This window comes from Empedobacter sp. GD03861, assembly GCF_029840885.1.
Taxonomy (GTDB): Bacteria; Bacteroidota; Bacteroidia; order Flavobacteriales; family Weeksellaceae; genus Empedobacter; species Empedobacter falsenii_B.
This window is the reverse complement of sequence record NZ_JAOCDJ010000008.1, coordinates 45,638-62,102: the sequence shown is the minus strand read 5'-3', so window position 1 is coordinate 62,102 and position 16,465 is coordinate 45,638. Positions and strand designations below refer to the sequence as shown.

Below are 16,465 nucleotides of genomic sequence, written 5' to 3'. Positions count from 1 at the left end.
AAATCAAAAATTGTAAATCGTAAATATAAAATTATGAAAAAAATACTATTCATAGACCGTGATGGAACACTGATTTTAGAACCACATGACTACCAAGTTGACAGCTTTTCGAAACTAGAATTCTATCCTGAAGCATTTACTTATTTAGGTAAAATTGCGAAAGAATTGGATTACGAATTAGCAATGGTTACGAACCAAGACGGTTTGGGAACGCCCGCTAATCCAGAAGAATTATTCTGGCCGATTCAAAATTTCGTGGTAAAAGCTTTTGAAAACGAAGGCGTGAAATTCGAGGATATTTACATTGATAAAACTTTTGCCCACGAAAATGCACCAACGCGTAAACCTGGTACTGCTCTATTGACGAAATACATCGACAATCCTGAATATGATTTAGTAAATTCGTTTGTGATTGGTGATCGAATAACGGATGTGAAATTAGCTCAAAATCTGGGTGGAAAAGGAATTTTTATCGCGAATGATGAAGCTTTAGGCGCAGACGAAATCAATGATAACGAAGGTTTGAATGAAACGATTGCTTTAAAAACAAGGTCGTGGAAAGAAATTTACGAGTTCTTAAAACTTCAAAATCGCACTGCTTCAATTGTTCGTAATACGAATGAAACAAAAATTAAAATCAATTTGAATTTGGACGGAACAGGAAAATCGGATATATCGACAGGAATTCACTTTTTCGATCATATGTTAGATCAAATTGCGCGTCATGGACAAATGGATTTGGTGATTAAAGTCGATGGCGATTTAGAAGTTGACGAACACCACACAATTGAAGATACAGCAATTGCTTTGGGTGAAGTTTTTGCCCAAGCTTTAGGAAACAAATTAGGCATCGAACGTTACGGATTTACTTTACCAATGGACGATTGTCTAGCACAAGTGGCGATTGACTTTGGCGGAAGGAATTGGTTGGTTTGGGAAGCAGATTTTAAACGTGAAATGATTGGTCAAATGCCAACAGAAATGTTTTATCATTTCTTCAAATCATTTACAGACGGAGCAAAAGCCAACTTAAACATCAAAGCGGAAGGCACAAACGAACATCACAAAATAGAAGCGATTTTCAAAGCGTTTGCAAAAACCATTAAAGTAGCTGTAAAACGCGATCCTGAAAAAATGATTTTACCCTCAACAAAAGGACTTTTATAATTGACGAATGAAGATTTAAGATTAATATCAATCGTAAATCAAAAGTCGTAAATCAAAGAATATGGTAGCAATAGTAAAATACAATGCAGGAAATGTAAAATCGGTATATAATGCAGTAACTCGTTTGGGGTTCGAAGCTATAATTACAGACGATTTTGAAACTTTGCAAAATGCTGACAAAGTAATTTTTCCAGGAGTTGGAGAAGCAAGTTCCGCAATGACTTATTTAAAAGTAAAAGGATTAGATAAAGTCATTAAAAACTTAAAACAACCAACCTTAGGCATTTGCTTGGGACAACAATTAATGTGCGCTTATTCGGAAGAAGGAAATACCGATTGTTTAGGAATTTTCCCTATTCAAGTGAAATTATTTCCTTCAACAGAAATCGTTCCTCATATGGGATGGAATACGATTTATGATTTAAAAACACCTTTGTTTAATAATGTTCAAGAAAACTCTGACATTTATTATGTACATAGTTTTTATTGCGAAAATTCAGAATATACGATTGCGAAAACAGACTATATTTTAGAATATTCAGCTGCTTTAAATAAAGATAATTTTTACGCAACTCAATTTCACCCAGAGAAATCTGCAGGAATAGGAGAACAAATACTAAAAAACTTTCTAAGTTTATAGTAATTATAAATTCACACACATGAAAAAAATAGTTTTTACTTTACTTAGTGCTTTTGCCATTTCGCAGGTTTCTGCTCAGGAAAAAGTGTATTTCACCTCTACTCCTTCTTTAAGTCCAGATGCTAAAACGGTTTATTTCAGTTACGATGGCGACATTTGGTCAACCGATATAAATGGCGGAAATGCAGCAAGAATAACGGCTTTAGAAGGAGAAGAAATCAATCCTCGTGTTTCACCAGACGGAAAATGGTTGGCATTCAGTTCTAATCAATACGGGAATTACGATATTTATGTAATGCCTATAAATGGTGGAAAAATTAAGCAATTGACGTTTCATCAAGCCAAAGACGAAGTCGAAAGTTGGAGCTGGGATAGTAAATCGATCTATTTTACATCAAACCAAAATAATGGATTTGGAAGTTTTAAAATTAATTTAAATGGAAAAACACCAGAAGCGCTTTTTACAAATTATTTCAACACAACAAATGGTTTAGTAGAAACTCCTCAAGGCGAATATATTTTCACAAATTCATCTGAAAGTGCAAGTCAAGTTACACGAAAAAGATACAAAGGAGAAAATAATCCAGATTTATTAGGATATAATCCAACCACAAAAAGTTATAAACAATATACCGATTATAACGGAAAAGATTTCAATCCTACAGTTGATAAAAACGGAATTATTTATTTTATTTCGGACGAAAATAATGGCGAATACAACTTATATCAATTAGCAAATGGTAAAAAAGAAGCGTTAACAAAATTTGAAACTTCAATTAAGAAACCTTTTGTTTCGGCTGATGGTTCAAAAGTTGTTTTCGAAAAAGATTATCAATTATTTGTTTACGATGTAAAAACTAAAACGTCGAAACCTCTTACAATTAATGTTAATTCGAATAAATCTTTAGAAAAAGAGCAAAATTTTGAAGTTGATAATAACATCGATTATTTTGACATTTCTCCTGATGGAAAGAAAATGGCCTTTGTAAGCAGAGGAATTATTTTTGTTTCGGATAATGAAGGAAAGTTTGTCAATCAAATTTCTGATGGAAAAGAGCGTGTTTTAGAAGTAAAATGGTTAAAAGACAACAAAAATTTAATCTTCAACCAAACGTATAAAGGTTACCAAAATTGGTTTAAAATTTCGGCTGACGGAAAAGGAAAAGTTGAACAATTAACTTCTGATTTAAGAAATAATCGAGACATTACATTCAACAATGATTTATCACAAGCTGTTTATTTAAGCGGACGCGATGAAGTAAGATTATTAGATTTGAAATCACTTAAATCATCAACAATTGTTAAAGATGAAATTTGGGCTTTCCAAAATTCGAAACCATCTTTTTCTCCAAATGATGAATATGTGTTATTCTCTGCAAAACGTAATTTCGAGTTAGATATTTTTATTCACAACATCAAGAAAAATACAACGGTTAATTTAACAAATACTGGTGTTTCAGAAGCTGACCCTACTTGGTCACCAGACGGAAAATACATTTATTTTTCAAGCGACAGAAAAAACCCTTCCTATCCTTTGGGAATGCAAGAATCGAGTATTTATCGTGCTTCTTTAGATTGGTTTGATCAAGCTTATAAATCAGAAAAATTTGATAATTTATTTGTCGAAGAAAAAAAGGTTGAGAAGAAAGAGAAAAAAGAAGAAAAGAACGATTTTAAAGCATTAACTATTAATCCAGAAGGATTCTTAGAAAGAATTGAATTGGTAACAGACCGTTTTGGATATCAGACAAATCCTTTTGTTTTTGCGGATGATAAAAAGCAATTTTTATTCTATAATACTAACCAAGAAAATGGTAAATTTCAGTTATACAGAAAAACGACCGCTGATTTTGAAGAAGATAAAACAGACAAAATATTCAACAAAGGCGCTGATTTTATCTTGAAAAATGAAAAAAATCTTTACGCTTTAATCGATAATTCTGTTTACAAATTTGGTATTAATTCTACAAATCCTGAAAAAGTTAGTATTAAATATAATTTCAATAAAAACTTGGCTTCAGAATTCAATCAAATGTACGAAGAAGCTTGGGCTGGAGTAGAAGAAAATTTCTATGATGAGAATTTTCATGGAATTGATTGGAAAGCGAAAAAAGAACAATACGCAACGTTTTTACCTTATGTAAACAATCGAAATGATTTAAGAATTTTGCTAAATGATATGCTAGGTGAATTAAATTCTTCGCATTTAGGTTTTTCATCTTTCGGAAAAGAAGAAAGTCGAAGATTGAATTATTTCACAAACGAAACTGGAATTATTTTCAAAAAAGATCAACCTTTTACAGTTGAAAAAATCTTACGAAAATCTCCTGCTTTCCTTAAAAATGTTGATATTCAAGAAGGTGATATTTTAGTGAGTGTAAATGGACAAAAAATCGATCAAAACCTGAATCGTGAAACTTATTTTACAACGCCTAAAAAATTAGAAGAATTAACTCTTGAATTTGACCGAAAAGGAAAAACAATTTCTACGAAGATTCATCCTATTTCAAATAATGAATTGAAATCGCTTTTATATGATGAATGGATTTATGAAAATCGTCAGCGTGTAAAAAAATTAAGCAACGATAGAATTGCTTATTCGTACATGAAAAATATGTCTACTTCTGAATTGGATGTGTTTTTATTGGACATGGTAGAGCAAGAGAATAGAAAAGATGGTGTCATTTTAGATTTACGTTTCAATACAGGTGGAAATGTACATGATAAAGTTTTGAACTTTTTATCGCAAAGACCTTATTTGAAATGGAAATATCGTGAAGGACAATTAACTGTTCAACCAAATTTTGCTCCTTCAGGAAAACCAATTGTTTTATTAATTAACGAATACTCATTGAGCGATGCAGAAATGACAGCTGCAGGATTCAAAGCCTTGAAATTAGGAAAAATCATCGGGCAAGAAACGTATCGTTGGATCATTTTCACTTCTGGAAAAGGATTAGTTGATGGCTCATTTTATCGTTTACCAAGTTGGGGAACTTATACTTTGGACGGACAAAATTTAGAAAAAACTGGAGTTAAACCTGACATTTATATTAAAAATACGTTCTTAGATCGATTAGAAAATAAAGACCCACAATTGGAACGTGCAATCCAAGAGGTCATGAAAGAATTAAAATAATTTACGAAGGTTAATTTACGAATTACGATTGTTTCTTAATCGTAATTCCAAAATAGTAAATCTAACATAACAGTTATGAGAATCATCCCAGCTATAGATATTATCGACGGAAAATGCGTTCGATTGTCACAAGGCGATTATGATACAAAAAAAATATACAACGAAAATCCGTTGGAAGTTGCAAAAGAATTCGAGGATTACGGTATCGAATATTTGCACTTGGTAGATTTAGATGGAGCTAAATCAAAAGAAATCATTAATTATAAAACGTTAGAATTAATTGCTTCTAAAACCAATTTAAAAGTTGATTTTGGAGGTGGAATTAAGGCAGATCAAGATATTAGAATTGCTTTTGAATGTGGCGCAAACCAAATTACTGGAGGAAGTATTGCGGTTCAAAATCCAACATTATTTCAAGAATGGATTTCACAGTATGGAAGCGATAAAATCATTTTAGGCGCGGATGCTAAAGATCGAAAAATAGCAACACATGGTTGGTTAGAAACTTCAGAAGTAGATGTGATAGATTTTATCAAAGAATATAAAACCAAAGGAATTGATTATGTGATTTGTACAGACATCGCGAAAGATGGGATGTTACAAGGAACTTCAAACGAATTGTACGCTGAAATTTTAGCAGCTTCGGATGTCAAATTAATTGCTTCTGGCGGAGTTTCTTCAATCGATGATCTAATCAAAGTCAAAGAATTAGGCTGCGAAGGAGCAATTCTTGGAAAAGCGATTTATGAAGGGAGAATTGATTTGAAGGATTTACGATTGTTGATTTAGCGATTAACGATTTATGAGTTACGAGTTACGATTAAGATTTCGTAAATTGTATATCGTAAATCTAAAATAAACAAAGTGCAAGAGATTATTAAGAAACGAACAAAACAAATTGGAATAGACGTTATTCTTTTGATTAATCAATTCCCAAATTCGATTGCAACAAGAGCTATTTCTAATCAAATCATTCGAAGTGCAACTTCAATTGGAGCAAATTATAGAGCAGCTTGTCGTGCAAAATCAACGGCTGATTTTATTAATAAACTCAAAATCGTTGAAGAAGAAACTGACGAAACTATTTATTGGTTGGAAATTTTAGAGGAATCTAAATTATTTGAATCACCTAAAATTAATCAGTTAAAAATCGAGCTCAACGAAATATTATCAATTATTGTTAGCTCAATAAAAACTTTAAGAAATAAACAAAATAAATGATTTGAGATTTTTGATTTACGATTGTCGATTATCATTAAATCGCAAATTCCTAAATTGTAAATCTGAATTCGTAAATCTAAAATATACTACGTGTTAAAAAAAAGAATCATACCGTGTCTAGACATCAAAGATGGAAGAACGGTAAAAGGCGTTAATTTCGTGGGTTTACGAGATGCGGGAGATCCAGTTGAATTGGCAAAAAAATATGTAGAAGAAGGCGCTGATGAATTGGTGTTTTTGGATATCACAGCGACTTTAGAAAAGCGTAAAACTTTAGCTGAAATGGTAGAGAAAATTGCTTCAGCGATTAATATTCCATTTACAGTTGGTGGCGGAATTAATTCGGTAGAAGACGCTTCGGCGGTCATCAAAGCTGGCGCAGATAAAGTTTCGGTGAATTCTTCTGCGGTTAAAAATCCTCTATTAATTGCTGACTTAGCAGCTCGATTTGGCTCACAATGTGTAGTCGTTGCAGTAGATACTCGTGATGTCAACGGAACACAAAAAGTTTTCGTCAACGGAGGAAAAATTAAAACCGAATGGGAAACGTTAGATTGGGTCAAAAAAGTAGAAGAATTAGGCGCTGGCGAAATTTTATTAACATCAATGGATGGTGATGGAACAAAAGCTGGTTTCAAAATTGATATTACAAAAGCGGTTGCTGATGCTGTAAATCTTCCAGTAATAGCTTCGGGTGGAGCAGGAAAAATGGAGCATTTTACAGAAGTTTTTACCCAAACCAAAGCAAGTGGTGGATTGGCTGCAAGTATTTTTCACTTTGGTGAAATTCCAATTCCGACGCTTAAAAATTATTTAAAAGAACAAAATATTCCGATACGATGAACATCGATTTCAATAAAAGTAACGACGGATTAGTTCCCGTTATTATTCAAAATTATCTTAACAACAAGGTTCTGATGTTAGGTTACATGAACGAAGAAGCTTTTAACAAAACCCAAGAAATTAGAAAAGTGACCTTTTATTCTCGTTCAAAAAATAGATTATGGACAAAAGGTGAAGAATCAGGCAACTTTTTGGAAGTAAAATCTATCGCAGTTGATTGCGATAACGATACAGTTTTAATCAAAGCAAAACCTTTTGGACCAACTTGTCATACGGGTTCTACGACTTGTTTTAAAGAAGAAACAAATCATGGATTTGTATATGAATTGGAACAAACCATTAACGATAGAATTGATTTAGACAATGATCCAGATTCGTATACCAATAAATTATTCAAAAGAGGAATCAATAAAGTTGCACAAAAAGTAGGTGAAGAAGCAGTTGAATTGGTGATTGAATCCAAAGACAACAACGATAATTTATTTATTAATGAAGCGGCGGATTTGTTGTATCACTATTTAATTTTATTGAAAGCCAAAGGTTTCAAATTGGAAGATGTTGAAAACGTTTTGAAATCAAGAGAAAATGGTCCAAGACGAGCTGAGTAAAGTAGTTTAGAAATATAAAAGATTGCAGATTAGCAATCTTTTTTGTTTTCAAAAAACTGATGTTTAGCAGAATTAGCCAAATTTATTTAATTTAATTAGAATTAATATAAATAAAAATAATACTTTTGAAATCAAATTAAAATTAGTCTAAATAATCATTACAATATATTCTATTCATATGAAAAAATTATTCATTTCTGCTGCTATCCTTGTTGCTTCATTTATTCAAGCTCAAACGAATACGTTGATGGACGCTGGTTTTTGGAAAAATAATCCAACAATAGAAACTGTAAAAACTGAAATTTCGAAAGGAAATAGTCCTTCTTTTCAAAATGGTGGTTTCTTTGATCCTGTTGTGATAGCGATTAACAACAAAGCAGATTTTAATGTGACTAAATTTTTAATTGAACAAGAAGGAAATTCTATTGATAAAAAAACGCATCACTCAAGAATTTATCTTCAATGGGCTGCGGCTGCGGGGAATTTAGAATTGGTAAATTATTTATTAGCCAAAGGTTCTGATGTTCACTACAAAGATAGTCACGGTTACGATGTGATAACGTATGCAGCGAGTGCTGGAAATCAAAATATAGCGGTTTACGATGCGTTAATTAAAGCTGGTGCCAATCCAAAAGTGAAAGGAGAAAATGGGACTAACTTAATTATGGAAGCGATTGCAAATGATGATGATTTAAAAGTAACAGAATACTTTATTTCGAAAGGTTTATCATTAAGCGAAAAAGACGCTAACGGACGTACTGTAGCGGATTATGCTGCAAAATTAGGAAACTTATCAATCATAGATAAATTAATCGCGAAAGGTGTAAAACCTACAGATCAAGCTTTATTTTTTGCCACTCAAGGTTCGAGAACAAAAGAAAATAGCGTAGAAGTTTTCCAAGAATTAATTACAAAATATAAATTAAATCCAAAAGCGTTAAATCCAGACGGACAAACATTATTACATGCTTTATCTCGCAGAGGAAACTCAGAAACAATCAACTTTATCTTATCAAAAGGTGTTGATGCTAAAATTGCTGATAAAGAAGGAAACACTGCATTAATGATTGCTGCTGGAGGAAAAAATACAGATTTAATCAATACATTTTTATCAAAAGCAAACAATGTAAATGCGGTTAATAAAAATGGTGAGTCAGCTTTAACCAAAGCTGTTGCTTCTGGAACATCTCAAATCGTTGCTTTATTGTTAGAAAAAGGCGCTAAAGCTGATATTGTAGATAAAGATGGAAATAATTTGACTTATTATTGGTTCAATTCTTTCAAACCAAATGATGAATCATTCGCAGAAAAACAAACTTTATTAACAAATGCAAAAGTTGATTTTAAAGCTACTCAAAGCAAAGGTGCAACTTTGTTACACATCGCTGTTGATAAAGGAAATGTAAATTTGGTGAAAAAAGCGATTGAATTAGGTGTGAATCTTAATACACAAGATGAAGACGGAAATACAGCGTTACACAAAGCAGCTTTGATTGCGAAAGATGATGCAATCTTAAAAACTTTGGTTGCTGCTGGAGCGAAAAAAGATATTAAAACAGAATTTGACGAAACAGCTTATGATTTGGCTGGAGAAAACGAATTCTTAAAGAAAAATAATGTGTCTATTGACTTTTTAAAATAATAAAGGAGATGAAATTTAACTTAATCAAAAAATTAGTTGGATTAGTTGTAATCTTAATGGCAACTGCCACTTTTGCACAAACAACAAAATACAAAACAATGATTCAGATGAATAATTACACGGGAAAAGAAGCCTATGTAGTGATTTCATTAATCAATCCAAAAGGACAATACGAAAAAACTTTAGGTGTTTTGGGAACAGATAACGAGTGGTATAACACGTTAAAAGAATGGCACAAATTTAATAGTAAGAAAAAAGAAAAATTAAACGGAATTACAGGTGCTTCAGTTGCTGGAGGAGCGAGAGCGACACGTGTCATCGAGTTTGATACTGCAAAATTGAATAAAGGATACAAATTACGTTTTGAATCTGCTGTAGAAACTCAAAAATACGTCGCAAAAGATGCTGAAGTTGCATTAAATTCTTCGGATTTAGACAACAAAGCAGGTATCAAAGGTTCAGTTTATATTAAAGCCGTACGTTTTATAAAAGTTCAATAAAATGACATTATCTATTTGGAGATATGCGCATTTGAGTCTTGCAATTTTATCTTCAGCATTTTTAGTTATTCTATCTATCACAGGAGTAATTTTGGCTGTTGATGCAATAAACGAAAAATCGCCCGCATACAAAGTAGAAAATTTCGATAACATAACACTCGCGCAAGTTTTACCAACTTTGCGCGAGCATTATTTTGAAATAATTGAAGTAAAAGTTGATCACAATGATTTTGTGACAATTGATGCAATGGACGAAGATGGAAATTCGATCAAATCTTACATTGATCCTACAACAGGAAAAAAGATTGGTGAGATTGTTCCAAAAAGTGATTTCATCAATTGGGTCACAGCCTTGCACCGTTCATTATTTCTAAAGGAAACAGGACGAGCAATTGTTGGTGTCGTCTCTTTTTTATTGATGTTAATTTCAATAAGTGGATTAATCTTAATCGTAAAACGTCAACAAGGAATTCTAAATTTCTTTACCAAAGTTAACAAAGACTCCTTTTCACAATATTTCCATGTTGTAACTGGACGTTGGTTATTAATTCCAGTTTTAATCATTGCATTAACAGGAACATTGATTTTCTTAGCGCGATTAGAACCTTTAGTTGGTCAACCAAAAGAAATTGAGCATCAAGTCAAAGAAAATTTACAACCAAAAGATTTAAAAGACATTGAATTTTTCAAAAATACGAAATTAAGTAGTGTTGAAAAGATTGAATTTCCTTTTATTCCAGATGATGAAGCAGAACCATTTATAGTCCATTTAAGAAAAAAATCGGTTTCGGTTAATCAAGTAAATGGAACGATTATTTCAGAATCGTTGAATCCTTATTCAGCAATTGTAGAAAAATTCAATATCGATTTACATACAGGTCGCACCAATGTGATTTGGGCAGCGATTTTAGGAATTGCTTCACTTAATATTTTATTTTTTATTTGGTCAGGATTTGTGATTACGTTCAAACGTACAAAAACGAAAATTGGTAAAAATAAATATAAAGCCAACGAAGCTGAAATCATTCTTTTAGTTGGTTCAGAAAATGGTGCAACTGTTGGTTTTGCTTCAAAAATTCAAGAGCAATTTTTAGCAAACGGAAAAAAATCATTCATTGCTCAGATGAATCAATATGAAATTTATCCAAAAGCAAAACAACTCATCATTTTTACCTCAACTTATGGAATTGGTGATGCGCCTGCGAATGCTAAGAAATTTGAACAATTAATCACACAATTTCCACAAAACCAATCCATCGAATTTTCTGTTGTAGGATTTGGATCAAGAGCATATTCAGATTATTGTGGCTATGCAATTAAAGTTGACAAATGGTTGAATGATCAAAAATGGGCTACTCAATTATTGGATTTGAAAACAGTAAATGATAAATCGCCGGAAGAATTCACAAATTGGGTCATTGCATACAAAGAAACGACAGATATTCCGTTAGCAACAACGCCTGCGATGTATGTTGGAAAAGCACTAGAACTGAAAAATGTTAAGGTTATTTCTACCACTAAAATCACACAAGAAGATGCTACATTTAAAGTTATTTTAGATGTAAAAGAGAAATTCAAATCTGGAGATTTATTAGCAATTTATCCCGAAAGTGATCACAAAGAACGCTTATATTCGGTTGGAAAAGTAGATAATAAATTACAGTTAATTGTAAAATTGCATGAGTTTGGATTAGGTTCTCAATATTTATATAATTTGGTTCAAAATTCTACGATTAAAGCTCGAATTGTAAAAAATAAAGCCTTTAGATTTCCAAAAGCTTCAAAAGTTGTGATGATTGCAAACGGAACAGGAATTGCACCTTTTCTTGGGATGATTGATGAGAATTCAAAAAATATTGAAACGCATTTATACTGTGGTTTCAGACATGATAATGAAACAACAAAATCTTATCAAGAATTTGCTACGAAACAAATTTTTACGAATCATTTGAGTCAATTTCACATTGCATTTTCTCGTGAAGAAAATAAACAGTATGTGATGGATTTAGTCAATCGTGATGCTAAATTCTTTGCTGAAACATTACAAAATGGTGGAATTCTTATGATTTGTGGTGCTCTCACAATGCAACATGATGTAGAGAAAGTTTTGGAACAAATCTGTCAAGAACATTTGAATAAATCATTCGAAGAATTCAAAACAAATGGGCAATTTTTGACGGATTGTTACTAGAAAAATAATTTTGATGCAATCCTAAAACAAGTTCAGAATAACCTAATACCTGTCATACCGAGCTTGTCGAGGTATCTTTAAGCTTTATACTTTTCGATAAACTCAGAATAACAAATGAATAAACCAAAATGAAATTCATTCTAAAAAATATATTCACTTTTATACTATTGTATGTTCTAACTCCGATGAATGCTCAAACGGTTGGAGTTAGAGATACAATTTTAATGGGAAGTAAATTCAAAATTACATTGGTTGATTCCGATTCTATTTCCGTTGAAAAAAACATCAATAAAGCAATTGATGAAATGATTAGAATTGAGAATTTGATTTCTGACTGGAAACCAACTTCGCAAGTTTCTCTTGTCAATCAAAATGCAGGAATAAAGGCGATAAAAGTAGATCGAGAAGTTTTTGACTTAACAAAGCGTGCGATTTATTTTTCGCAACTAACCGATGGTGCTTTTGACATTAGCTTTGCGGCAATGGATAAAATATGGAAATTTGATGGTTCAATGGAAAAGATTCCAACTCAGGAAGAGATTTCAAAAGCCATCGAAAAAATCGGTTATAAAAACATTATTTTGAATGAAGAAAATTCAACTATTTTCTTAAAAAAAGTTGGAATGAAAATCGGTTTTGGATCAACAGGAAAAGGTTATGCAGCACAAAAAGCACGAACTTTTATGCAAAGTTTAGGAATTAATGCTGGTATAATAGATGCTTCTGGTGATATGACAACTTGGGGAAATCAACCTAATGGAGAAGCTTGGAAAATTGGAATTACAAATCCATTTAATCGTCATAAAATGTTGGATATTCTCTCAATGAAAAATGCTGCAGTTACAACTTCTGGTGATTACGAAAAATTTATTTTGATTGATGGAGTCCGTTATTCACACATTATTAATCCCAAAACTGGAATTCCTTCAACAGGATTAACAGGGGTTACAGTTATTGGTCCGGATGCTGAAATGTGTAATGGTTTTAGCACTTCTATCATGGTTTTAGGAAAAGAAAAAGGATTGAATTTGATCAATCAGCAAAAAGATTACGCTGCTCTTTTGATTACAGATAAAGGAAAAATTATTCGCTCAAAAAACTACAAGAAGATTAAACGAAAACTTGGGTAATAACACTTACAAAATAGCTAATTTGGATATGCAGTTTCAACGATAAAATACGCCTTACAAAGAAGTTTCTGAATCAATTTTATTTATCCAAAACAGCACTTTCACAATATCAATAATTTAACCTAAATTATTTAGATAGATAATAATGATTATGTAAAGTTATTTTATTTTCTTATAATTTATTGTAAATTAGTTTTTAACACTAAAAATACTATGAATAAACTTTATTTTAAAGTTTTCAGGAAAAAGCTGTATTGGTTGGATACTAAGCTTTTATAAAGATTATCAAAAAAGTCAGGTAACGATTTGGTAACGGTGCTTATTGCTTTACTTTTCAACGTGTTTCCGTTAGCTCATAGCAAATATACAAAAAAAAACAAAGGATAGGTTCCAAGTTATCTATCCTTTAATTATCACTTTTAAATATTTTTGATTCTTATGAATACCACTTGTATAAAACATTAATTTCCTGATATTCCAGTAACAAAAGTTTCCACGAAACCTAAAATCTTATTTAGAATACGATCTCCGATTTCCTTTGATTTTAAAACGCTTGGTCTTCCTTCTTCTCGAAGTGCTAAAATTTCTTTTCGTAAAGGTTCGCGTTCCGTAAAAAGATAGTTTTCGATCAATCTTTCAGTTTTTTCTTCAGATAGATTTTCCGTTTTAACTAATTCTTGAAGTGCTTTTTGTTGCTCTACATTCCAGAATTTTTCAAATTCTTCGGGAATAGTATCCGTATCTTCAATATTTGGTAGACTCTCATGAATAAATTTATCAATCAAGTCTCTTTTACTTCTTAATGAAACCTCAGTATTCAATAAGTTGGCAATCTCTTTTTCAATGCTTTCTTTATCTTTCGCACTGTGTTTGGACTTGAATTTGACCAACAATTGGATAATATACGTAACATTAATCGTATCACGTCTTATCAATTCTAATTCAAAATCTATATCATTGAGAATGGATGTTTTTTCAGGTGAAGGATCTGTTCCCAGTCCATCTTTTAAATCCAAATACTTACTCGTGTAATCTGCAAATAGTTGTTCTTCAATCTGTAAATCATCCCAAGTAAATTCTGTATAATGACTCATCTTCTTGTGTAGGCGCATCAAAGCACGAAAAGCTAAGATAAACTCCAATTTATCTTCTTCTGAATATAATCCATCAACAGACGTAACTTCTGGAACGATTTCTAATAATTTTTGTGTTGCTTCGTTAAATTTATCAACATAAATCTCATAAGGTTCAACTATAATTTCATCAATAGCTTCCTTATTACTGAACAAAGCAATAGCTTCGTCAGTTTTGTCTTTTAAATTTCTGAAACAGATAATATTTCCTTGGGTTTTATTCTTATCTAATATACGGTTGGTTCTACTAAAAGCTTGTATCAGTCCATGATATCGAAGATTTTTATCAACATATAAGGTGTTCAAAGATTTACTATCAAATCCTGTCAAAAACATATTAGCAACTAATAAAATATCCGCTTCGTGTTTTGGGTGTTTCGATTTTTTAGCTACGGCATTGTAATAATTGTAATATCCTTCGTTGTCTTTGATATTTTGCTTTTCACCAAACATCTCATTAAAATCTTCAACATAATTTTCCAATAACTCTCTACGGTGCGGTTTATATCCGTATTCAGTTTGAGGTTCAGCAGCCATATTGATTTGAGCAGCTACTTGTTCTTCCATTTCTTCTTCATTCTGAGCAAAACTGAAAATAGTTGTTATTTTAAGATTATGCTCCCCATTTAATTTTTTACGTTTAAAAATTTCATAGTATTGAATAACCGAATCAATATCTTGTACACACATCATCGCACAAAATTTCTTGTTTTGTGTTTTCTGATCATGATGTTGAATGATATAATCTACGATTGCTTCTTTACGTTCAGGGGCTTCAAAGACTTCTGTTTCATTGATTTGCTCCACTTTTAAATCAATGATGTGTTCTTTCTGTTTAAAAGTCTGAATGTATTCAACCGAGAATTTCAAAACATTTTCATCACGTATGGCATCAGTAATTACATATTTATGCAGACATTTTCCAAAAAGACTTGCCGTGGTTTTCATTCCATCGGAATTCTTCTCTAAAATTGGTGTACCTGTAAAACCAAACAACTGAATGTTAGTGAAATAATTTACGATGTTTTTATGCGTATCACCAAATTGCGAGCGGTGACATTCATCAAAGATAAAGACCATTCTTTCATTCTGAATAGCTTTCATTTTGGCTAAATTTCGACTGGAAATAGCATTGTTCAGCTTTTGGATAGTTGTAACAATGATTCGAACATTCGGATCGTTAAATTTTCGAACTAAATCATCTGTATTAGTAGCAGAACTAACAGAGCCTTTACTGAAATTATCATACTCCTGATTGGTTTGATAATCTAAATCTTTCCTATCTACCACAAAAACCACCTTTTTGATGGCTGGAATATTAGATAAAATCTGACTAGCTTTAAAACTGGTTAAAGTTTTACCACTTCCTGTTGTATGCCAAATATATCCGTTTTTTTCAATATTATAACCGTTCAGAATTTCGTTTTCTTTTACCTTTTTGATTATGTTTTCTACCGCATAGTACTGATACGGTCGAAGCACCATTAATGCTTTGGCAGTTTCATTCAACACAATGTACTTACATATCATTTTACTGATATGACAAGGTTCTAAAAAAGCATCCGTAAAACCATTCAGTATGTTGTTGAGTGGATTATTCTGTTCGTCTGTCCAGTGAAAAGTCTGAAGATATTCCTGCTTGTTTATTCCGAAATTGCTAAAATATTTGGTGTTTACCCCGTTACTGATAACGAATAATTGTACAAAATGAAACAAACCTTTTCCAGCACCAAAGCTATGTTTTTGATAGCGGTTGATTTGGTTAAATGCTTCCTTCATTTCCAAACCTCTTCGCTTTAACTCAATTTGTACTAATGGCAAACCGTTTATCAACAGCGTAACATCATAGCGATTTTGATATTTTCCTTCCTGTGTAATCTGATTGGTTACCTGATACTCATTTTGACACCAATGTTCTACATTAAGAAATTCAAAATATAGATTATCGCCATTATCTCTAATGATATGATGCTTCTTTTCTCTTAATACCTTGGCTTTTTCAAAGACAGATCCCTTATTGAGAATGTTTAATACTTTTTCAAATTCACTGTCGCTAAATTGTATATGATTGTGCTTTTCTAATTGCGTTTTAAGGTTTGCCAACAAAGATTTTTCATCAGCTATAGTAATATATTTATATCCCAATTTTTGTAATTGGATAAGGAGTTGTTCTTCTAAAATTTGCTCAGACTGTTTGCTCAAAATAATTATGAATTAGGAGTTAACCGTGTTTTTTTATCTACACACAAAT

Annotated in this window: 12 protein-coding genes; 11 read left to right on the top strand and 1 reads right to left on the bottom strand. The window is 31.8% G+C overall.

What is annotated here, in order from left to right; translation table 11 throughout:
* Positions 1-33: 33 nt before the first annotated feature.
* The 11 genes from hisB to N5D03_RS06345 all read left to right on the top strand — a co-directional run bounded on the left by hisB (position 34) and on the right by N5D03_RS06345 (position 13,081).
* Positions 34-1,167 carry a bifunctional histidinol-phosphatase/imidazoleglycerol-phosphate dehydratase HisB gene (gene hisB, locus N5D03_RS06395; RefSeq protein ID WP_280051205.1) on the top strand — a complete coding sequence of 378 codons (1,134 nt, stop codon included), beginning with the start codon at positions 34-36 and terminating at the stop codon, positions 1,165-1,167.
* A 61-nt stretch (positions 1,168-1,228) separates the two neighbouring features.
* Positions 1,229-1,807 carry an imidazole glycerol phosphate synthase subunit HisH gene (hisH, locus tag N5D03_RS06390; protein WP_280051204.1) on the top strand — a complete coding sequence of 193 codons (579 nt, stop codon included), beginning with the start codon at positions 1,229-1,231 and terminating at the stop codon, positions 1,805-1,807.
* Between the two features lie 19 nt (positions 1,808-1,826).
* Positions 1,827-4,946: a S41 family peptidase gene (locus tag N5D03_RS06385; protein WP_280051203.1), complete on the top strand. Its 3,120-nt coding sequence runs from the start codon at positions 1,827-1,829 to the stop codon at positions 4,944-4,946.
* Between the two features lie 75 nt (positions 4,947-5,021).
* Positions 5,022-5,735, top strand: coding sequence for a 1-(5-phosphoribosyl)-5-[(5-phosphoribosylamino)methylideneamino]imidazole-4-carboxamide isomerase (gene hisA / locus N5D03_RS06380; RefSeq protein ID WP_280051202.1), 714 nt, complete (start codon positions 5,022-5,024; stop codon positions 5,733-5,735).
* Positions 5,736-5,810: 75 nt separating this feature from the next.
* Entirely contained in the window at positions 5,811-6,167 is a 357-nt protein-coding gene (locus tag N5D03_RS06375; protein WP_221410148.1) for a four helix bundle protein, read from the top strand.
* Between the two features lie 90 nt (positions 6,168-6,257).
* Positions 6,258-7,010 (top strand): imidazole glycerol phosphate synthase subunit HisF, encoded by a 753-nt coding sequence (gene hisF, locus N5D03_RS06370; RefSeq protein WP_280051201.1) that lies wholly within the window; start codon positions 6,258-6,260, stop codon positions 7,008-7,010.
* Positions 7,007-7,618 (top strand): bifunctional phosphoribosyl-AMP cyclohydrolase/phosphoribosyl-ATP diphosphatase HisIE, encoded by a 612-nt coding sequence (hisIE, locus tag N5D03_RS06365; protein WP_125349873.1) that lies wholly within the window; start codon positions 7,007-7,009, stop codon positions 7,616-7,618. The genes hisF and hisIE overlap by 4 nt, the downstream gene beginning before the upstream one ends.
* A 178-nt stretch (positions 7,619-7,796) precedes the next feature.
* Positions 7,797-9,260: an ankyrin repeat domain-containing protein gene (locus tag N5D03_RS06360; protein ID WP_280051200.1), complete on the top strand. Its 1,464-nt coding sequence runs from the start codon at positions 7,797-7,799 to the stop codon at positions 9,258-9,260.
* A gap of 8 nt (positions 9,261-9,268) precedes the next feature.
* Positions 9,269-9,760, top strand: coding sequence for a DUF2271 domain-containing protein (locus N5D03_RS06355; protein WP_125349871.1), 492 nt, complete (start codon positions 9,269-9,271; stop codon positions 9,758-9,760).
* A gap of 1 nt (position 9,761) precedes the next feature.
* Positions 9,762-11,951: a PepSY domain-containing protein gene (locus N5D03_RS06350; RefSeq protein ID WP_280051199.1), complete on the top strand. Its 2,190-nt coding sequence runs from the start codon at positions 9,762-9,764 to the stop codon at positions 11,949-11,951.
* A 128-nt stretch (positions 11,952-12,079) separates the two neighbouring features.
* A complete protein-coding gene (locus tag N5D03_RS06345; protein ID WP_280036645.1) occupies positions 12,080-13,081 on the top strand; it encodes an FAD:protein FMN transferase in 1,002 nt (333 codons plus the stop codon).
* 461 nt (positions 13,082-13,542) lie between these two features.
* Here the strand turns inward: N5D03_RS06345 and N5D03_RS06340 are convergent, their stop codons facing one another.
* Positions 13,543-16,416 (bottom strand): type I restriction endonuclease subunit R, encoded by a 2,874-nt coding sequence (locus tag N5D03_RS06340; RefSeq protein WP_280051198.1) that lies wholly within the window; start codon positions 16,414-16,416, stop codon positions 13,543-13,545.
* Between the last annotated feature and the right edge of the window lie 49 nt (positions 16,417-16,465).